At 44.4% G+C, this 19407-nt stretch carries 19 protein-coding genes; 5 read left to right on the plus strand and 14 right to left on the minus strand.

Translation table 11 applies throughout. The annotated features are described in order from the left end of the window. The first annotated feature begins 326 nt into the window (after window positions 1-326). The 5 genes from ilvG to ilvA all read left to right on the plus strand — a co-directional run bounded on the left by ilvG (window position 327) and on the right by ilvA (window position 6674). Window positions 327-1973, plus strand: a complete 1647-nt coding sequence (gene ilvG / locus C9J47_RS23925) for an acetolactate synthase 2 catalytic subunit (protein ID WP_107255740.1) — start codon at window positions 327-329, stop codon at window positions 1971-1973. Continuing rightward, window positions 1973-2221: an acetolactate synthase 2 small subunit gene (gene ilvM / locus C9J47_RS23930; RefSeq protein WP_041394599.1), complete on the plus strand. Its 249-nt coding sequence runs from the start codon at window positions 1973-1975 to the stop codon at window positions 2219-2221. Before ilvG ends, ilvM begins: the two co-directional genes overlap by 1 nt. A gap of 21 nt (window positions 2222-2242) precedes the next feature. Next, window positions 2243-3181, plus strand: coding sequence for a branched-chain-amino-acid transaminase (gene ilvE / locus C9J47_RS23935; protein ID WP_107255741.1), 939 nt, complete (start codon window positions 2243-2245; stop codon window positions 3179-3181). Between the two features lie 92 nt (window positions 3182-3273). Further along, window positions 3274-5115, plus strand: a complete 1842-nt coding sequence (gene ilvD / locus C9J47_RS23940) for a dihydroxy-acid dehydratase (protein WP_107255742.1) — start codon at window positions 3274-3276, stop codon at window positions 5113-5115. Window positions 5116-5120: 5 nt separating this feature from the next. Continuing rightward, window positions 5121-6674 carry a threonine ammonia-lyase, biosynthetic gene (gene ilvA, locus C9J47_RS23945; RefSeq protein WP_107256287.1) on the plus strand — a complete coding sequence of 518 codons (1554 nt, stop codon included), beginning with the start codon at window positions 5121-5123 and terminating at the stop codon, window positions 6672-6674. 48 nt (window positions 6675-6722) lie between these two features. Here the strand turns inward: ilvA and C9J47_RS23950 are convergent, their stop codons facing one another. The 14 genes from C9J47_RS23950 to C9J47_RS24015 all read right to left on the minus strand — a co-directional run bounded on the left by C9J47_RS23950 (window position 6723) and on the right by C9J47_RS24015 (window position 19407). Further along, entirely contained in the window at window positions 6723-7103 is a 381-nt protein-coding gene (locus C9J47_RS23950; protein ID WP_107255743.1) for a helix-turn-helix transcriptional regulator, read from the minus strand. Between the two features lie 229 nt (window positions 7104-7332). Next, window positions 7333-7710 (minus strand): helix-turn-helix transcriptional regulator, encoded by a 378-nt coding sequence (locus C9J47_RS23955; RefSeq protein WP_006233371.1) that lies wholly within the window; start codon window positions 7708-7710, stop codon window positions 7333-7335. A gap of 307 nt (window positions 7711-8017) precedes the next feature. Then, window positions 8018-9853, minus strand: a complete 1836-nt coding sequence (glmS, locus tag C9J47_RS23960) for a glutamine--fructose-6-phosphate transaminase (isomerizing) (RefSeq protein WP_107255744.1) — start codon at window positions 9851-9853, stop codon at window positions 8018-8020. An 18-nt stretch (window positions 9854-9871) separates the two neighbouring features. Next, entirely contained in the window at window positions 9872-10642 is a 771-nt protein-coding gene (locus C9J47_RS23965; protein ID WP_107255745.1) for a DeoR/GlpR family DNA-binding transcription regulator, read from the minus strand. Between the two features lie 212 nt (window positions 10643-10854). Further along, window positions 10855-12216, minus strand: a complete 1362-nt coding sequence (gene glmU, locus C9J47_RS23970) for a bifunctional UDP-N-acetylglucosamine diphosphorylase/glucosamine-1-phosphate N-acetyltransferase GlmU (protein ID WP_107255746.1) — start codon at window positions 12214-12216, stop codon at window positions 10855-10857. A gap of 227 nt (window positions 12217-12443) precedes the next feature. Next, complete coding sequence (locus C9J47_RS23975; RefSeq protein ID WP_107255747.1) at window positions 12444-12866, minus strand: F0F1 ATP synthase subunit epsilon; 423 nt, start codon at window positions 12864-12866, stop codon at window positions 12444-12446. 17 nt (window positions 12867-12883) lie between these two features. Then, window positions 12884-14290 carry a F0F1 ATP synthase subunit beta gene (gene atpD / locus C9J47_RS23980; RefSeq protein WP_107255748.1) on the minus strand — a complete coding sequence of 469 codons (1407 nt, stop codon included), beginning with the start codon at window positions 14288-14290 and terminating at the stop codon, window positions 12884-12886. Between the two features lie 32 nt (window positions 14291-14322). After that, window positions 14323-15189 (minus strand): F0F1 ATP synthase subunit gamma, encoded by an 867-nt coding sequence (gene atpG / locus C9J47_RS23985; protein WP_107255749.1) that lies wholly within the window; start codon window positions 15187-15189, stop codon window positions 14323-14325. Window positions 15190-15235: 46 nt separating this feature from the next. Further along, a complete protein-coding gene (atpA, locus tag C9J47_RS23990; protein WP_107255750.1) occupies window positions 15236-16777 on the minus strand; it encodes a F0F1 ATP synthase subunit alpha in 1542 nt (513 codons plus the stop codon). Between the two features lie 15 nt (window positions 16778-16792). After that, window positions 16793-17326 carry a F0F1 ATP synthase subunit delta gene (gene atpH, locus C9J47_RS23995; RefSeq protein WP_107255751.1) on the minus strand — a complete coding sequence of 178 codons (534 nt, stop codon included), beginning with the start codon at window positions 17324-17326 and terminating at the stop codon, window positions 16793-16795. A gap of 16 nt (window positions 17327-17342) precedes the next feature. After that, window positions 17343-17813, minus strand: a complete 471-nt coding sequence (gene atpF, locus C9J47_RS24000; RefSeq protein WP_107255752.1) for a F0F1 ATP synthase subunit B — start codon at window positions 17811-17813, stop codon at window positions 17343-17345. Window positions 17814-17890: 77 nt separating this feature from the next. After that, complete coding sequence (atpE, locus tag C9J47_RS24005; RefSeq protein ID WP_005372317.1) at window positions 17891-18148, minus strand: F0F1 ATP synthase subunit C; 258 nt, start codon at window positions 18146-18148, stop codon at window positions 17891-17893. Between the two features lie 72 nt (window positions 18149-18220). Further along, window positions 18221-19009 carry a F0F1 ATP synthase subunit A gene (gene atpB, locus C9J47_RS24010; protein ID WP_107255753.1) on the minus strand — a complete coding sequence of 263 codons (789 nt, stop codon included), beginning with the start codon at window positions 19007-19009 and terminating at the stop codon, window positions 18221-18223. A gap of 8 nt (window positions 19010-19017) precedes the next feature. Then, window positions 19018-19407 (minus strand): F0F1 ATP synthase subunit I, encoded by a 390-nt coding sequence (locus C9J47_RS24015; protein ID WP_006233360.1) that lies wholly within the window; start codon window positions 19405-19407, stop codon window positions 19018-19020.

Below are 19407 nucleotides of genomic sequence, written 5' to 3' on the forward strand. Positions count from 1 at the left end.
ACAAAAAGCCTATTTATGCAGATTGTTTGCAAAGAAATCATAAGTTTTTTCTTGTCATGCGAGTCATGTCTGTGTTACCACTTAGGTAGAGCGACAATTAATCAATAAAATCGGACAGACAATAAATGCCATTTAACGCCAAAGCCCTACAACTCATTATTATCGTCATCGTGGTGATTATGTCACCACGAGGGGAATGCTAGGCGTTAGGTAGCAAGAAACATAACAAACGCATAAGCCCCCGCACTGAAAGGTTCGGGGGCTTTTTTAAATATTCAAAATCAGCAATAAAAAGCAATGCGGAAGCACGTTTTTAAGGAGCAGCAATGACAGGGGCAGAGTTAGTTGTACACGCGCTGCAGCAACAAGGGATAACCACGATATTTGGTTATCCTGGTGGCGCAATTATGCCAATCTATGACGCACTCTATGATGGTGGCGTCGAACACATTCTTTGCCGTCATGAGCAGGGTGCTGCAATGGCTGCGATTGGTATGGCTAGAGCCACTCAAGATGTTGCTGTATGCATGGCGACATCCGGTCCAGGTGCCACTAATCTTGTAACAGGATTAGCCGATGCTTTTCTTGATTCTGTGCCTATGGTTGCGATTACTGGACAGGTAGCCAGCTCGCATATTGGCACCGATGCCTTCCAAGAAATGGATGTGATTGGTATGTCATTGTCTTGTACCAAACACAGCTACCTTGTTACAGACATTAATGATCTCGCGCCCACGTTAGCTGAAGCGTTTATTGTTGCCAAAGCAGGTCGACCTGGCCCAGTTATTGTTGATATCGCCAAAGACGTACAACTCGCCCAAGCGCCTGTTGAATTACTGCCGTTTATTGAAGAGCCAAGCATTCCGGTTGCAACGTCAGAATCAATCGCTGAAGCGCAGCGTCTTCTCGCCGCCAGCCAACGCCCTGTATTGTATGTAGGTGGTGGTGTTCAACTAGCGAAAGCAACCGACACCGTACGTACTTTTTTAAAACTAAACCCAATGCCAGCGGTCAGTACACTGAAAGGGCTGGGCACAGTAGAGCGTCACGACCCCCATTATTTAGGCATGCTGGGTATGCACGGCACTAAGGCGGCGAACTTAGTCGTTCAAGAATCTGATTTATTGATTGTAGTGGGTGCCCGCTTTGATGATCGCGTAACTGGCAAGCTTGATACCTTTGCACCGCATGCGAAAGTTATTCACCTTGACATTGATGCCTCTGAATTTAATAAATTACGTATCGCAAACGCGCCACTACGCGGTGATATCAATGTGATCTTACCGCAATTAGAACTGTCACAAGACATCTCTGCGTGGGTACAGCACAGTGAAACATTACGTTCTGATTTTAAATGGCGTTATAACCACCCTGGCGATCTAATTTATGCACCACTGTTGATGAAACAACTATCCGATATGATGCCCGACAGCTCGGTAATTTCGACAGATGTCGGCCAACATCAGATGTGGGCAGCACAACATATTCAACCTCGTGAACCACAAAATTACATCACATCTGCCGGCCTAGGTACGATGGGCTTTGGCTTGCCCGCAGCGATGGGCGCGAAAGTCGCCAGACCAAACGATGAATCTATCCTAATATCGGGGGATGGTTCATTCATGATGAATGTTCAAGAGCTTGGCACGTTAAAGCGTAAGCAAATTCCAGTGAAAATGGTGCTGATCAATAACCAACGCCTTGGCATGGTAAGACAATGGCAATCACTGTTTTTTGATGGACGCCACAGTGAAACGATCTTAGATGACAACCCTGATTTTGTCGTATTAGCCAGTGCGTTTGGTATTCCAGGTAAAACAATCACCAAGAAAGAAGAAGTAGAGCCAGCACTAAAAGAAATGCTCGCAAGTAAAACCGCCTATTTGCTGCATGTACTTATTTCTGAAAAAGAAAATGTATGGCCATTAGTGCCACCCGGTGCTGCAAACCAAGATATGCTGGAGAATACCTAATGGAAAGATACCTACTCGATATCAAAGCGGATGATAAACCAGTATTACTAGAGCGAGTTTTGCGCGTTATTCGCCACCGTGGTTTTATAATTAAACAAGTTAATGCAACACAGAATCACGAAAGTAAGATAGCAAGTGTAGAAATTATCGTCGACAGTGACCGTCCGATTACAACGCTGATCAATCAAATAGAAAAGCTTTGGGATATACGCACCGTCAAAACCACATTATTAGAAAACCAAGATTAGTACAGAAGGAAGGTACACGAGATGGCAAACACAGCAGATTACATTTGGTTTAATGGTGAAATGGTTCCTTGGGCAGAGGCAAATGTTCACGTCTTAACCCATGCTATGCACTATGGTACGTCGGTTTTTGAAGGTATTCGTTGCTATAACACCCCTAATGGTCCCATTGTTTTCCGTCATAAAGAACACATGGATCGCTTAAAGAATTCAGCAAAGATTTACCGTTTCCCAATTCCATACTCATCTGAAGAATTAATGGAAATTTGTCGCGAGACGATTCGCGTCAACGAACTAGAATCTGCTTATATTCGTCCATTAGGCTATGTCGGTAATGTCGGTCTAGGAGTTTGCCCACCGGTTGATACTGAAATGGATCTTATTGTTGCGGCTTTTCCTTGGGGTTCTTACCTTGGTGAGGAAGCGTTAGAAAGTGGCGTCGATGCCATGATTTCAAGCTGGAATCGCGCAGCGCCTAATACCATTCCAACCGCCGCAAAAGCGGGCGGTAACTATCTTTCATCATTATTAGTCGGTAGTGAAGCACGACGCCACGGTTATGCAGAAGGCATCGCACTGAGTGTTGATGGTTACCTCTCTGAAGGCGCTGGCGAGAATATCTTTGTGGTGCGTAACGGGATCCTATCTACCCCACCAGCAACAAGCGCAATCTTACCAGGCATCACCCGTGATTCAATCATGGTGCTAGCCAAAGAGATGGGCTACGAAGTACGTGAAGAAAATATCGCGCGTGAAGCACTCTACCTCGCAGATGAAGTATTCATGACGGGTACCGCAGCAGAAATTGTGCCAGTTCGCAGTGTTGACCAAATCTCGGTAGGTGAAGGCAAGCGCGGCCCTATCACCAAAGAAATTCAAGCTGCTTACTTTGGTCTATTCAACGGAACAACAGAAGATAAGTGGGGCTGGTTAGATTACGTTTACCCTAAATCAGATAAGTAAGCGCCCCAATAAGCACACCATATTATTCGTTCATCTTGCCACACTGATTAGAACGGCAAGATGAACAACGCAATAAAAGGATTTTTACTGTTATGCCTAAGTATCGTTCAGCCACCACCACCCACGGTCGTAATATGGCCGGAGCCCGCGCATTATGGCGTGCGACAGGCGTTAAAGATGAAGATTTCGGCAAGCCGATCATTGCTGTCGTTAACTCTTTTACGCAATTTGTACCAGGCCATGTTCATTTAAAGGACATGGGACAGCTAGTGGCAGGGGAAATAGAAAAAGCGGGTGGTATCGCCAAAGAATTCAATACCATTGCCGTTGATGATGGTATCGCAATGGGACATGGCGGTATGCTGTATTCCCTACCGTCGCGAGAACTCATTGCTGACTCGGTGGAATACATGGTTAATGCGCACTGCGCCGATGCAATGGTGTGCATCTCTAACTGTGACAAAATCACCCCAGGTATGCTAATGGCCTCACTGCGACTCAATATTCCAGTGATCTTTGTTTCTGGTGGTCCGATGGAAGCTGGTAAAACAAAGCTGTCTGATCAGATCCTAAAGCTGGATCTTGTTGATGCCATGATTCAAGGTGCAGATCCTACGGTGTCTGACGAACAAAGCGAACAAATAGAACGTTCTGCTTGTCCTACGTGTGGTTCATGTTCAGGCATGTTCACAGCGAACTCCATGAACTGTCTAACGGAAGCATTAGGATTAAGCCAACCAGGTAATGGTTCAATGCTGGCGACTCACGCCGATCGCGAGCAACTCTTCATCAATGCGGGTAAACGTATTGTTGATCTGACTAAACGTTATTACCTCAACGATGATGAAACCGCATTGCCGCGTAATATTGCCAATAAAAAAGCCTTTGAAAATGCCATGGCGCTCGATATTGCCATGGGCGGTTCAACCAATACCGTATTGCACCTATTGGCTGCGGCACAAGAAGGTGAAATAGATTTCAATATGGACGACATCGATCGTATGTCTCGTCTTATACCACACCTTTGTAAAGTAGCTCCCTCAACACCCAAATACCACATGGAAGATGTACACCGTGCTGGTGGTGTTTACAGTATTTTAGGTGAGCTTGATCGCGCTGGTCTGCTGCACAACGACACTCACAATATACTTGGTCAAACATTTGCTGAATCACTGGCTGAATACGATATCGCGGTAACAGAATCACAAGCGGTGAAAGATTTCTTCCGTGCCGGCCCTGCTGGTATTCGCACCACCAAAGCCTTCTCGCAAAGCTGTCGCTGGGACACCTTAGATGACGATCGCACCAATGGCTGTATTCGCAGTAAAGAAAATGCATTTAGCCAAGATGGCGGGCTCGCTGTCCTTTCTGGCAACATCGCACTCAAAGGCTGTATTGTTAAAACCGCAGGCGTTGATGAAAACAGCTTAACCTTTAGCGGACCAGCCGTAGTTTTCGAAAGCCAAGATACTGCTGTTGAAGGTATTCTTGGGGGCAAAGTGAAATCTGGCGATGTGGTTGTTATTCGTTATGAAGGCCCTAAGGGGGGGCCGGGAATGCAAGAAATGCTTTACCCAACCACTTACCTTAAATCAATTGGTTTAGGCAAAGAATGTGCCTTAATTACTGATGGTCGTTTCTCTGGCGGCACAAGCGGCTTATCGATTGGTCATGTTTCACCTGAAGCAGCCTCTGGTGGTACGATTGGCCTCGTGAACGATGGCGATATCATTAATATCGATATTCCTAACCGCAGTATTGAATTACAAGTTGATGACGCAGAGCTTACCCAACGCCGTGTAATAGCAGATCAGCAAGGTTGGAAGCCTGTTAACCGTCAACGTGAAGTATCTTACGCATTACGTGCGTATGCATTACTTGCAACCAGTGCCGATCAAGGCGCTATCCGTGACAAATCTAAACTCGAAGGATAATAATGATGAGCGAAGTAACACAGGCCAAGGATGTAGAGCTATTAAGCGGAGCCGATTACCTTCGCAATATTCTTCGCGCACCTATCTATGAAGTGGCGCAAGTTACGCCTCTCCAAGATATGGATCGATTGTCAGCAAGGATCGGCAATCACATCCAGTTAAAACGAGAAGATCGCCAGCCAGTTCACTCGTTTAAACTGCGTGGTGCTTACAACATGATGTCTCAGCTAACTCCTGAGCAACGTAAAGCGGGGGCTATTGCAGCCTCTGCGGGTAATCATGCTCAAGGGTTAGCATTATCCGGCCATAAGCTTGATGTTAGTGCAACCATCGTTATGCCACTGACCACACCTGCGATTAAAGTCGATGCGGTGAGAAGCTTTGGTGGCAAAGTGGTTTTGCATGGTAATAATTTTGATGAAGCCAAAGCCCACGCTGAAGAATTAGCGCAACAATATGGTTATACCTTCATTCCACCTTTTGATCACCCATCCGTAATTGCAGGACAGGGCACCATAGGGATGGAGCTGCTCCAACAAAATGGGCATCTTGATTATGTTTTTGTTCCTGTTGGGGGCGGCGGTTTAGCGGCTGGAATATCGGTATTACTTAAACAGTTAATGCCGAATATTAAAATCATCGGTGTGGAAGCTGAAGATTCAGCCTGCTTGAAAGCCGCGCTCGATGCAGGTTGTCCGGTTACACTCGACCAAGTTGGCATGTTTGCTGACGGTGTCGCTGTAAAACGCATTGGTGAAGAAACATTCCGCTTATGCCAGCAATATCTTGATGAGGTTATTACTGTTAGCAGCGATGAAATTTGCTCTGCCGTTAAAGATATTTTTGAAGATACCCGAGCCATTGCAGAACCATCTGGTGCACTCTCTTTAGCGGGACTCAAAAAATACGCAGAGGTACACCAGCTACAAGATAAGCAGCTAGCATCCATTTTATCGGGAGCTAACCTCAACTTTCATGGTCTACGCTATGTATCAGAACGTTGTGAATTAGGTGAGAAACGAGAAGGTCTCTTAGCGGTAACAGTGCCTGAGAGGCCTGGGGCTTTTCTTGATTTTTGCCATATATTAGGTGGCCGAGCAGTAACTGAGTTTAACTACCGCTACAACGACGATGCACTGGCTAATGTCTTTGTGGGTGTGCGCTTAATGCAAGGGCAAGAAGAGCTGGATGGCATCATTCACGATCTTCGAAAAGGGGGCTACCCCGTTGTCGATTTATCAGATGATGAAATGGCAAAAGTTCACGTGCGCTATATGATTGGTGGGCGCCCATCAAAGCCACTAAAAGAACGTTTATATAGCTTTGAATTTCCAGAGTACCCTGGCGCACTATTAAAGTTTCTTAAGACGTTAGGTACACATTGGAATATCAGTCTATTTAATTACCGTAACCATGGTGCAGATTATGGTCGAGTATTATGTGGCTTTGAGCTGGAAGATAAAGATCTGCTGTCTTTTACTAGCCACCTACGTGAATTAGGCTACCAATGGAAAGATGAAACTGAAAACCCAGCATATAAGTTTTTTCTTGCCCAATAGCGACATGAATAATAAGCCAACAAAAAAGCAGCCTATTGGCTGCTTTTTTTATTTTCGTTTTACTGAGGCAACATAATCAATCCAGCAAGAAACAAAACTCATATTATGTTCAATTAACTTCGAGCGCATCGAACGAGGCACTTGTGCAAATAGATCTAGTAACACTTGAATGTCATTTTTATCTTCAGATGATATTGGTCCTTCATCTTCATAGATAAACCAAATTAGTGGTCGTCCTGTTATATCGGCAATACTCACTAATGTTGATATTCTAGGTTCTGTTTTCCCCGATTCGAGATCGAGATACGTCTGACGAGCCAACCCTAATGCCTTTGCCATCGCAACTTGGGTAATATCTTTTCGCTCTCTCGCTTCTCGAATTTTAGTTGCTGTCCGTAATTTTACGTTTTCCACCCGTGTATCATCCATTAATCATTACAACAGGCCGTTCAAATAGCGCCATAAATCAGCCGACCTTTGCATTATTGACTTACATATTAGACTAGTATGACGTTGATATGATTATCATCACCCTATGTACAGTTAATATGTGATATCACCCCGCACATGCCCACCTAGCTGTACAATTAAAGCCAGCAAACGCCCACAATAACATGCAATTTAGATACTTGTTCACCGCTAACTGTATAAAAATAGACTACTTACGTTTGTGAGTTAACGCTTTGGTATATTCCGCCATAAAGCCCGCTAAATTAATGCTCTGCTGCAAAATAATGTTACGAGCAGAATGAGGTAATCGGCTAAAGTATTGTAGCAAACGGTCAATCTCTTCTTTATATTCACTTTCTAAAATTTCAATGCCTTCATCCCCGTAAACAAACCAGGTTAACGGACGCTCGGTTATTTCAGAGATTTCTGATAGTAAACGTACTTTTGGTTCCGTTTTACCGGTTTCGAGATCAAGGTACGTCTGACGAGCAACCTGTAATTGTTGAGCCATATGAACTTGTGTTAACCCTTTCCACTCTCGTGCTTCTTTAATACGCGCAGCGATCTTGGCTTTAGAATCTGTCATGCCTAACCTCCAATACAAAAATAAATGAAGAATGCCTAGCAACCATGACAACACTTGCATGTAGTAAGCCAACTTGCAGATTGATTTACCAACCTAACAAATCAAAGACTTAATTAAAAATCAGCAACTTATTCTTATATTGGATTGCAGAAAGTAAAAATGCGTTATGGTATTTTCATTTCGCAATAAATGCGTCACTGATGTATTAAAGAATAGACCCAGCATATTTATACGGGCATCGAAACGACAAAAGGCGCCATAATTGGCGCCTTTTTCTCAATAGTGAAACACTTATTGATAAGTGCTTTTACTCAACAGTAACGGCTTTCGCTAAGTTGCGAGGCTGATCAACATCGGTTCCTTTAATCAATGCAACATGGTAAGACAATAGCTGCATCGGTATCGTGTAAAAAATCGGTGCGATGAACTCATCCACTTTTGGCATGGTGATAATTTTCATGCCTTCACACTCTTCAAAACCAGCGTCACTATCAGCAAACACGTACAGCAACCCACCACGCGCACGCACTTCTTCAATATTTGACTTAAGCTTTTCTAATAAATCATTGGTCGGTGCAACCACAATCACAGGCATATCGGCATCAATCAGTGCCAAGGGCCCATGTTTAAGTTCACCCGCGGCATACGCTTCTGCATGAATATAAGAGATCTCTTTTAATTTTAAAGAGCCTTCCATTGCGATTGGGTAAAACTCGCCGCGACCTAAGAATAAAGCATGGTGCTTATCGGCAAAATCTTCTGCAAGTTGCTCAATAGGCTTATCAAACGCCAATGCTTTTTCAATTTGAGTCGGTAGCTGGTGGAGGGAAGTAACGATCTCTTTTTCTTTTTGCGGATCAATGACACCTCTCTGTTTACCCAATGCCGTTACGAACATCAACATTGTTGCGAGTTGAGTAGTAAAGGCTTTGGTTGATGCCACACCAATTTCAGTGCCTGCACGTGTCATGAACGCCAGATCAGATTCACGTACTAACGACGAGCCTGCGACGTTACAAATTGTCATAGCAGACATGTAACCTTTTTCTTTCGCCAAGCGTAGCGCAGCTAACGTATCTGCCGTTTCACCAGATTGCGACAGAGTGATCAGCAGGCTGTTAGGGCGAGTAACAAACTTGCGGTAACGGAACTCAGAGGCAATCTCCACGTCACAACTAACACCTGCTAATGCTTCAAACCAGTAACGTGCTGTCATACCCGCATTATACGAGGTACCACACGCCACAATTTGCACGTGTTCTACGTTACGTAAAATATCAGCAGCACCAGCACCAATACTTTCAACAATTACCGTGTCATTGCTGATACGACCTTCCATAGTGTTAATCAAAGCACTTGGCTGTTGATAGATTTCTTTTTGCATGAAGTGGCGGTATTGACCTTTATCTGCCGCATCTTGCTGCAAATTAGATTCATGTACTTCACGCTCAACCGACTCACCATTTAGGTCGAAGATATTCACTTCGCGACGTGTAATCTCGGCCACATCACCTTCTTCAAGGAACATAAAGCGACGCGTTACATTCAGTAGGGCTAGTTGATCAGACGCTAAGAAGTTTTCACCAATACCTAAACCAATGACCAATGGGCTACCAGAACGAGCCACGACTAAACGATCAGGATCTCGACGATCCATAACGACGGTACCGTATGCGCCTTCCAGTTGAGCTGCTGTTTTCTGTACCGCTTCTAATAATGTTTTAGCGCTACGTAATTCCCACTCGACAAGGTGAGCAATCACTTCAGTATCGGTTTGAGAAGCAAAAGAATAACCACGTTCAATAAGTAATGAACGTAATACTTCATGATTTTCGATAATGCCATTATGCACTAGCGCAATGTTTTCACCAGATACGTGTGGATGAGCATTCGCTTCTGAAGGCTCACCATGTGTAGCCCAGCGAGTATGCGCAATACCTGTACCACCAATAATAGGGTTGCTGTCGACTGCATCTGCCAGTTCTTTTACTTTACCTAAGCGACGAACACGTTGCAGATTACATTCTGTATCCAGAATAGCGACACCAGCAGAATCATAACCACGGTATTCAAGACGACGTAAACCTTCGACTAAAATTTCAGCCACATCACGTTGTGCTACTGCACCAACAATTCCACACATATTTTGATCTCCTAAATTTTATTCAACTGAGGTACAGATAACCTGTACCCCTTGATGTTCTATTTGTTCTTTCGCTTCAGCGCTTAAGCCATCATCAGTCACCAGCGTACTGATATTGCTCCACGGCAGTTCCATGTTGGGAATTTTTCGACCAATTTTGTCTGATTCAACCATTACGACAACTTCACGGGAAACTTCTGCCATGACTCGGCTCAAGCCAATCAATTCATTAAATGTTGTAGTACCACGAGCAATATCAATGCCATCTGCACCAATAAACAACTGATCAAAATCGTATGACCGCAATACTGATTCCGCCACTTGACCTTGAAAAGCTTCTGAATGGGGATCCCATGTGCCTCCCGTCATCAACAATGTAGGTTCATTTTCAAGCTCATTTAAGGCATTCGCTACATTCAACGAATTCGTCATCACAATTAAGCCTTGTTTGCTGCCTAATAAACTAATGAGCGAGGCGGTAGTACTACCACTGTCGATGATGATGCGATTATGGTCACGAATACGTAAAGCGGCCGCTTTAGCAATGGCTAACTTACGAATCGAAACATTGTCTTCAACATCGGCGGAAACTATTTCTGAAGGCATCGCAATAGCACCACCATAGCGGCGTAGCAATAAGCCATTAGTTTCTAATGCGGTAAGGTCTTTACGGATGGTAACTTCTGAAGTAGCAAAGAAAGTCGCGAGCTGATCAACGCTAACTTCACCTTTTTCATTCACTAAGCTCACAATAGTGTGGCGACGTTGCTGAGTGTTTCTTTTAGACATTATGTTTTGATTCGTTAGCATTAAGTTTCGAACTGAAACTTAATGATAGCAAAACAAAACAAATAAGATCAATACGAAGAAGGAATATTGCCGTATTTTTTTAATCATAAGAGGCTGCTTTGTGGCTACTATCACGAAACACGGGGATCAACAGACGAAAAAAAGGCAGATAGAAATCTGCCTTTTTCCATTTTAACAATACAGTGACTACATTATTTTTGCTTTACTGGGCGTTTCCAACCTTTGATAGTACGGGCTGGAGCGCGAGTAATGACTAACTCACCTTCACCAATATCACGGTTAATCGTTGCACCAGCCCCAATAGTCGCCCCTTTGGCAATTTTAACAGGAGCGATTAATTGGGTATCAGAGCCAACAAAAACATCATCGCCAATTTCAGTCTTAAACTTATTCACACCATCATAATTACAGGTAATAGTACCAGCACCGATATTGACCCGATCACCGATATCAGCATCGCCTAAATACGTAAGATGATTTGCTTTAGAGCCACGTCCAAGACGTGATTTCTTCATTTCAACGAAGTTACCCACGTGAGAGTCACCCACCAGCTCAGCCCCTGGGCGCAAGCGAGTAAATGGACCCACAGTACAGTCTTCACCGACAGTCGCACCTTCAATCACGCTGTAAGGCCGAATAACACTGTTATCATCAATCTCACAATCTTTTAGCACACAGCCCGCACCAATAAGTACATTGTTACCGATTGAAACGTTACCTTCGATGATCACGTTAACGTCAATCTCAACATCCGTACCACATTGCAACTTACCACGCAGATCAAAACGTGACGGATCGCGTAGCATTATGCCTTGCTCTAATAGACGTTCAGCTTGCATAGCTTGATATGCGCGCTCTAGTCGTGCCAATTGAATGCGGTTATTAACACCTTCAACTTCAATTGGATTAACCGGATGAACAGCTTCGACAGCACGGCCTTCATCATGCGCTATCGCAATAATATCGGTTAGGTAGTACTCACCTTGTGAATTTTCATTTTTCAGCTGACCTAACCAACGCTTCAGATCGCCACCATTTGCGACCATCACACCAGTATTAATCTCTTTGATCAGCTTTTGCTCTTCACTGGCATCTTTCTGTTCAACAATCGCCACAACCGGGCCATTACGGCGCACAATACGCCCGTAACCAGTCGGGTTATCGAGTACGACAGTAAGCAGTGCAATACCGCCGTCAGGCTGAGCATCAAGTAAGTTAGTTAATGTGTCACCGCTAATCAATGGTACATCACCATATAGGATCAGTACTTTTTCATTATCAGCTAAACCAGGAGAGGCTTGATTAACCGCGTGACCAGTACCGAGTTGTTCAGCTTGCAGTACCCAGCTTACAGGCTCATCAGCCAGCACTTGCTGCATCGTATCACCGCCATGGCCATACACTAAATGGATATGGCTTGCACCAAGATCACCACAAGTATCAATGACGTGTTTAGCCATAGGCTTACCAGCAAGCGTGTGAAGTACTTTAGGCAGGTTTGAATACATACGGGTGCCTTTTCCCGCAGCGAGAATCACAGCGCTAAAGCTCATGATGGTTATCCTTTTTGATGCATATATGAAATCAAAACTGCAAGCATTGTAGCGCTCTAATTGATGATATTTAAGAGTAATGCCTTAATTTCCTCTAAGTATTAACTGTATTTTGACGCATATAACACCCTATAGACCCAAAGAGTTGCCCCCAAAAGTACCCGTGAGGTAAATATTAGATATAAAAAAAGCGACCCTAAGGTCGCTTTTTACGTCATACGTCTGACTTAACGCATTTTTTTCGTCAGCTCGATTACTCGTAACTGAGCGATTGCTTTAGCCAGATCACTGGCCGCTTGAGCAAAGTTGATATCGCCATGCTGATTATGGATTTGCTCCTCAGCTTGACGTTTAGCTTCTTCAGCCTTAGCTGCATCCAAATCTTCACCACGAATAGCGGTGTCAGCAAGTACCGTTACTGTACTTGGCTGAACTTCAAGCATACCACCAGAAAGATAAATAACTTCTTCCTCGTCATTCTGCTTGGTGATTCGAATCATACCCGGCGTGATAGCGGTCAGCAGCGGTGTGTGTCCTGCGTGTATACCCAGTTCACCTTCGCTACCGGTCACCTGAACATTTTGAGCTCGACCAGAGAATAATTTCTTCTCTGCGCTTACAACGTCAAGGTGGAAGGTTATCGCTGCCATGTCACCTCCTACTTAGCTTAAAGCTTCTTCGCGTTTTCCAACACGTCTTCGATCGCGCCGCAGTACATAAATGCCTGCTCTGGGATGTCGTCGTATTCGCCAGCAAGGATACCATTGAAGCTACGTAGCGTATCTTTCAGTGATACGTAGATACCAGGAGACCCCGTAAAGACTTCAGCAACGTGGTAAGGCTGAGTTAGGAAACGTTCAATCTTACGTGCACGTGATACGGCTTGCTTATCTTCTTCAGATAGCTCGTCCATACCTAGAATTGCAATGATGTCTTTCAGCTCTTTATAACGCTGTAGCAAGCTTTGAACGCCACGTGCAATGTCATAGTGCTCTTGACCAACAACCAATGGATCTAGCATACGAGATGTAGAATCCAATGGGTCGATCGCTGGGTATAGACCCAAAGAAGCGATTTGACGAGAAAGTACAACAGTTGCATCCAAGTGCGCAAACGTTGTTGCTGGTGATGGATCCGTCAAGTCATCCGCTGGTACATATACCGCTTGAACAGATGTGATAGAACCACTCTTCGTTGACGTGATACGCTCCTGAAGTACACCCATCTCTTCAGCCAGTGTTGGCTGGTAACCTACCGCTGATGGCATACGACCTAGTAGAGCCGAAACCTCAGTACCCGCAAGGGTATAACGATAGATATTATCGATGAATAGTAGTACGTCACGACCTTCGTCACGGAAACGCTCTGCCATCGTTAAACCAGTCAAAGCAACACGTAAACGGTTACCAGGAGGCTCATTCATCTGACCGTAAACCATCGCAACTTTTGATTCCGATGGGTTTTCGATGTTTACAACACCCGCTTCCTGCATTTCGAAGTAGAAGTCGTTACCCTCACGAGTACGCTCACCAACACCTGCGAATACAGATAGGCCTGAGTGCTGAAGTGCTATGTTGTTGATAAGTTCCATCATGTTGACGGTCTTACCTACACCAGCACCACCGAACAAACCGATTTTACCACCCTTAGCGAATGGACAAATCAAGTCGATAACTTTAACGCCAGTTTCTAGCAGTTCAGTCGCGTTAGACTGTTCTTCGTAGCTTGGTGCTTCACGGTGAATAGCGTAACGCTGTTCTTCACCGATCTCACCACACTCATCAATTGGCTGACCTAGAACGTTCATGATACGTCCTAGAGTCGCAGTACCAACTGGAACTTCAATTGGGCGGCCTGTATTTTCAACAGACAAGCCACGACGTAAGCCATCAGAAGTACCCATTGCGATACCACGAACAACGCCGCCACCAAGTTGCTGCTGAACTTCCAGTATTAAAATACCGTTTTCTTTTGCATCAACTTTAAGGGCGTCATAGATCTGTGGTACAGAGTCTTGTGGAAACTCTACGTCGACTACCGCACCGATGATCTGTACGATCTTACCTGTAGCCATCGTTAATCCTCTAAACTTATTAATTCTTTGCCTTAAACAGCAGATGCACCGGAAACGATTTCTGACAGTTCTTGTGTAATAGCACCTTGACGGGCTTTGTTATACACAAGCTGTAGATCGTTAATAATATCTCCAGCGTTATCTGTTGCAGCTTTCATCGCAACCATTCTAGCCGCTTGCTCACTCGCAAGGTTTTCAACCACGCCTTGATACACTTGTGATTCAACATAGCGAACCAGTAGGGTATCTAGCAGAGGTTTAGGCTCGGGCTCATAAATATAATCCCAAGAGTGGCTACGCTGCATTTCTTCGTCTTCTGACTTAGGCAAAGGTAGCAATTGATCGATCACTGGTTCCTGAACCATAGTGTTTACAAACTGGTTGTAAACTAAGTACAGGCGATCCAATTGGCCTTCATCATATTTCTTTAGCATGACACCAACAGTACCGATCAGCTCTTCAATCGTTGGGCTATCGCCCAAACCTGAAACCTGAGCGACAACGTTGCCACCGTAGCTATTAAAGAATGCCGTAGCTTTAGCGCCAACTAACGCTAAATCCACTTCAGCACCTTTATCAGACCAAGTTTTCATGTCTGCCATAGCACGTTTAAACAAGTTAATGTTCAAACCACCACACAAACCACGGTCTGTTGAAATAATGATGTAACCTACACGCTTGGCTTCACGCTCCTCAAGATAAGGATGCTTATACTCGAGGCTACCAAGGGCGATATGACCGATCACTTTGCGCATAGTTTGTGCGTATGGACGTGATGATTCCATTGCGCCTTGCGTTTTACGCATTTTAGACGCTGCAACCATCTCCATCGCTTTAGTGATCTTTTGCGTGTTTTTAACACTACCGATCTTGTTACGAATCTCTTTTGCGCCGGCCATCGTTACTCTCCGTTAGTAGGTGATCGCAAACGCGATCACCAACCAATTACCAAGTTTGGGTAGCTTTGAAATCTTCAACCAGTTTAACGAACTGAGATTCGACTTCACCGTTCCACGCACCCGTTTCATCAATCTGAGATACTAGCTCAGCAAATTGACCTTTAGCATAAGAAAGCAACGCAGCTTCGAAGTCAGCAAGCTTAGTCAGCTCGATGTCATTCAAATAGCCTTTTTCAGCAGCAAAGATAACCACTGCCTGTTCAAAAACAGACATAGGTGCATATTGCTTTTGCTTCATCAACTCAGTCACTTTCTGACCGTGATCAAGCTGCTTTTTAGTTGCCGCATCAAGGTCAGACGAGAACTGAGCAAATGCTGCTAGTTCACGATACTGTGCAAGAGCAGTACGAATACCACCAGACAGTTTCTTAATGATCTTGGTTTGAGCAGAACCACCTACACGAGATACAGAAATACCAGGGTCAACAGCTGGACGGAGACCACCGTCAAACAGCTCTTTCTGTAGGAAGATCTGACCATCAGTGATGGAGATTACGTTCGTCGGTACGAATGCCGATACGTCACCAGCTTGCGTTTCGATAATTGGAAGCGCAGTCAGTGAGCCGGTCTTACCTTTAACTTCACCATTAGTGAACTTTTCTACGTAATGCTCGCTTACACGAGATGCACGCTCTAGAAGACGAGAGTGTAAATAGAAAACATCACCAGGGTAGGCTTCACGACCTGGTGGACGACGAAGAAGTAGAGAGATCTGACGGTAAGCAACAGCTTGCTTAGACAAATCATCATATACGATCAACGCATCTTCACCGCGGTCACGGAAATACTCACCCATTGCACAACCAGAATATGGTGCAAGGTATTGTAGTGCAGCCGCTTCAGAAGCAGATGCAACAACAACGATAGTATTTTCCAATGCGCCATGTTCTTCCAGCTTACGAACTACGTTAGCAATAGTTGAAGCTTTCTGGCCAATAGCAACGTAAACAGAGTAAATACCAGAATCTTTCTGGTTGATGATGGCATCGATTGCCATCGCCGTTTTACCTGTTTGACGGTCACCGATGATCAGCTCACGCTGACCACGACCGATTGGAATCATCGAATCGACAGCTTTATAACCAGTCTGAAGTGGTTGATCAACTGACTTACGATCGATAACACCTGGTGCAATAACTTCTACAGGAGACGTTATATCGGTATCAATAGGGCCTTTACCATCGATCGCCTCACCCAGTGTGTTAACAACACGACCAAGTAGCGCAGGACCAACAGGAACCTCAAGAATACGACCAGTACCTGTTACTTTCATGCCTTCCTGAAGGTCAGCATATGGGCCCATTACAACAGCACCAACCGAGTCACGCTCAAGGTTAAGTGCTAGTGCAAAACGGCCACCAGGTAATTCAATCATTTCGCCTTGCATTACGTCTGCAAGGCCATGGATACGAATGATACCGTCACTTACTGAAATGATGGTACCTTCGTTGCGTGCTTCACTAACAACATTGAAATTTTCAATACGTTGTTTGATCAGTTCGCTAATTTCCGTGGAATTAAGTTGCATGCTCCAATTCCCTAATCAAGACTGCAAAGTATCGCTCAGGCGGGTTAATTTACCGCGTACTGAGTTATCGATTACCAGGTCTCCAGCTCTAATTACGACCCCAGCAATCAGGGTCTCGTCTACACTGCAGTTCAGCTTCACTTCACGATCAAGACGCTTACCAAGTTTCTCACTAATAGCTGCAAGCTGAGCATCATCTAAAACCACCGCAGAAATCACGTCAGCTTCGATAACTTTTTCATGTTCATTTTTTAAGAACAAGAACTCGTCACGGATATTAGGTAGTACTTTAAGGCGTCCATTTTCAGCCAAAACTTTTAATAAGTTCTGGCCGAATTCGTTGAGTTGCTCACCGCAAACTGAAACAAAAATTTCAGTTAGCTTTTCAGCAGCAAATCCACTATCCAAGATATCTTGCATAGTTTTATCATTTACCACTTCACCAGCAAAAGTAAGCATTTCAGCCCATTGGACTAGCTCACCATTCTCAACCGCAAAATCAAAGGCTGCTTTAGCGTAGGGGCGTGCGATAGTAGTCATATCCGACATGTGCTTGCCCCTTTAATTACAGTTCTGCAGTGACTTTGTTAAGAAGATCAGCATGAACGTCTTTATCGATCGTACGTTCAATGATTTTCTCAGCACCAATCACAGCTAGAGTTGCAACTTGTTTTCTCAGGTCATCACGAGCGCGATTGCGCTCAGCTTCGATTTCAGCTTGGCCTTGAGCAAGAATATTCTTACGCTCAGCTTGCGCTTCTATTTTAGCTTCATCGATGATCTGAGCTTTACGTTTGTTTGCTTGCTCAATAAGCTCGCTCGCTTCACGTTTCGCATCTTTCAATTGATCAGAAGCATTCGCTTGCGCTAGATTCAGGTCTTTGGCTGCGCGATCTGCTGCAGCCAAACCGTCAGCAATTTTTGTCTGACGTTCTTCAATCGCTTCCATAAGCGGTGGCCATACATATTTCATGCAGAACACGACAAATAGGAAAAAAGCGATAGCCTGACCCAGCAAAGTTGCATTCATATTCACAACGCATCTCCTTAAAAAGGGTTGCTATGGGTCCATTTGCGACTGTAATAAACCATAAGGTTAAAAACAGCTATTGATTAACCAGCTAGCTGACCAACAAATGGGTTTGCGAATGTGAATAGTAGAGCGATTACGATACCGATCATTGGAACCGCATCAAGAAGGCCGGCGATGATGAACATCTTAACTTGTAGCATTGGTGCCATCTCAGGCTGGCGTGCAGCACCTTCAAGGAATTTACCGCCTAAAAGTGCGAAGCCGATCGCTGTACCAAGGGAAGCAAGACCTACAATGATGCCCACGGCAATTGCAGAAAAGCTTAGTAAAGTTTCCATCACTATCTCCAGTTTATAGTTGTCGGCTAAAATGCCAGTAAAAAATTGAACAAAAAAATTTACAAATAATTGTTAATGATTGTCTTCATGTGCCTGAGACAGGTACACAATAGTCAACATCATGAACACAAAAGCTTGAATCGTAATGATCAGAATGTGGAAAATTGCCCACGGTACCGAACCTAGCCATTGTGCCCACCACGGCATTAGTGCCGCAATTAGAATAAACACCACCTCACCAGCAAACATGTTGCCGAACAGACGCATACCCAATGAAATAGGCTTCGCAAGTAGCGATACCACTTCAAGAAGAAGGTTGAACGGAATCATAATTGGGTGATTGAACGGATGCAGAGCCAGTTCTTTAGCAAAGCCGCCAAGACCTTTCACCTTGATGCTGTAATAAATCATCAATGCGAATACGCCCAACGCCATTGCCATGGTGATGTTAACATCTGCAGTTGGTACTACCTTAAGATAAGGAATACCCAGACCATGTTCTGCGGCATACGGAATAAAATCAATTGGAATTAAATCCATGATGTTCATCAGCATAATCCAACAGAAAATAGTAAGTGCCAAAGGAGCTACCAATGGGTTGCGGCCATGAAAAGTATCTTTAACGTTGCTATCAACGAATTCAACCAATATTTCCACAAAACACTGTAACTTACTTGGAACTCCTGATGTCGCCTTTTTTGCTACTGAATGGAAAAGCCCTAAAAAGATAAGACCAGTCAATACAGAGAAAAATAGGCTATCTATATGCACCGTCCAGAAGCCACCATCACCCACTGCCAAATTGGTCAGGTGGTGAGTAATGTAGCTTGACGGCGTTAGCGCTTCACCTGGCGCAGCCATAACTCATCCTATTTGTTGCTGTTAATAAATAAAACTGGCCCAAAGATGTTAATTCCAAGAACCAGCAAATAGGTCAGCTTGAGGGGAACAAGTTCCACCTCCATATACAGGTAAACAATGGCAAATAGGATGACTGTAATGAGGATTTTTAACACTTCCCCACCAAAAAATGATGCCATCACCAGTCGTGCCTTGCGAGCACCACTAAAGAGAAAAGCACACGTGGCAAAAACCGTATTGGCTATCACAAAGATGCCACCACCGATTAATGCCGAGATTCCCCAGTCAACACTGACAGCAAATACTGCCATTAATGCCGTTGTTAAAACGACGCCAGCTTGCAATAACAGTAACCGCTTCGCCAATTGGCGTCCTGGTCTAACTAGCGCCGATACCAT

It is taken from the genome of Photobacterium indicum (assembly GCF_003026215.1).
GTDB classification, from domain to species: domain Bacteria; phylum Pseudomonadota; class Gammaproteobacteria; order Enterobacterales; family Vibrionaceae; genus Photobacterium; species Photobacterium indicum.

Bases quoted from the DNA above. Each gene is read 5' to 3' on its own strand.
- ilvG (WP_107255740.1), top strand. From the start codon at position 327: ATGACAGGGGCAGAGTTAGTTGTACACGCGCTGCAGCAACAAGGGATA.
- ilvM (WP_041394599.1), top strand. From the start codon at position 1,973: ATGGAAAGATACCTACTCGATATCAAAGCGGATGATAAACCAGTATTA.
- ilvE (WP_107255741.1), top strand. From the start codon at position 2,243: ATGGCAAACACAGCAGATTACATTTGGTTTAATGGTGAAATGGTTCCT.
- ilvD (WP_107255742.1), top strand. From the start codon at position 3,274: ATGCCTAAGTATCGTTCAGCCACCACCACCCACGGTCGTAATATGGCC.
- ilvA (WP_107256287.1), top strand. From the start codon at position 5,121: ATGAGCGAAGTAACACAGGCCAAGGATGTAGAGCTATTAAGCGGAGCC.
- C9J47_RS23950 (WP_107255743.1), bottom strand. From the start codon at position 7,103: ATGGATGATACACGGGTGGAAAACGTAAAATTACGGACAGCAACTAAA.
- C9J47_RS23955 (WP_006233371.1), bottom strand. From the start codon at position 7,710: ATGACAGATTCTAAAGCCAAGATCGCTGCGCGTATTAAAGAAGCACGA.
- glmS (WP_107255744.1), bottom strand. From the start codon at position 9,853: ATGTGTGGAATTGTTGGTGCAGTAGCACAACGTGATGTGGCTGAAATT.
- C9J47_RS23965 (WP_107255745.1), bottom strand. From the start codon at position 10,642: ATGTCTAAAAGAAACACTCAGCAACGTCGCCACACTATTGTGAGCTTA.
- glmU (WP_107255746.1), bottom strand. From the start codon at position 12,216: ATGAGCTTTAGCGCTGTGATTCTCGCTGCGGGAAAAGGCACCCGTATG.
- C9J47_RS23975 (WP_107255747.1), bottom strand. From the start codon at position 12,866: ATGGCAGCGATAACCTTCCACCTTGACGTTGTAAGCGCAGAGAAGAAA.
- atpD (WP_107255748.1), bottom strand. From the start codon at position 14,290: ATGGCTACAGGTAAGATCGTACAGATCATCGGTGCGGTAGTCGACGTA.
- atpG (WP_107255749.1), bottom strand. From the start codon at position 15,189: ATGGCCGGCGCAAAAGAGATTCGTAACAAGATCGGTAGTGTTAAAAAC.
- atpA (WP_107255750.1), bottom strand. From the start codon at position 16,777: ATGCAACTTAATTCCACGGAAATTAGCGAACTGATCAAACAACGTATT.
- atpH (WP_107255751.1), bottom strand. From the start codon at position 17,326: ATGTCGGATATGACTACTATCGCACGCCCCTACGCTAAAGCAGCCTTT.
- atpE (WP_005372317.1), bottom strand. From the start codon at position 18,148: ATGGAAACTTTACTAAGCTTTTCTGCAATTGCCGTGGGCATCATTGTA.
- atpB (WP_107255753.1), bottom strand. From the start codon at position 19,009: ATGGCTGCGCCAGGTGAAGCGCTAACGCCGTCAAGCTACATTACTCAC.
- C9J47_RS24015 (WP_006233360.1), bottom strand. From the start codon at position 19,407: ATGGTATCGGCGCTAGTTAGACCAGGACGCCAATTGGCGAAGCGGTTA.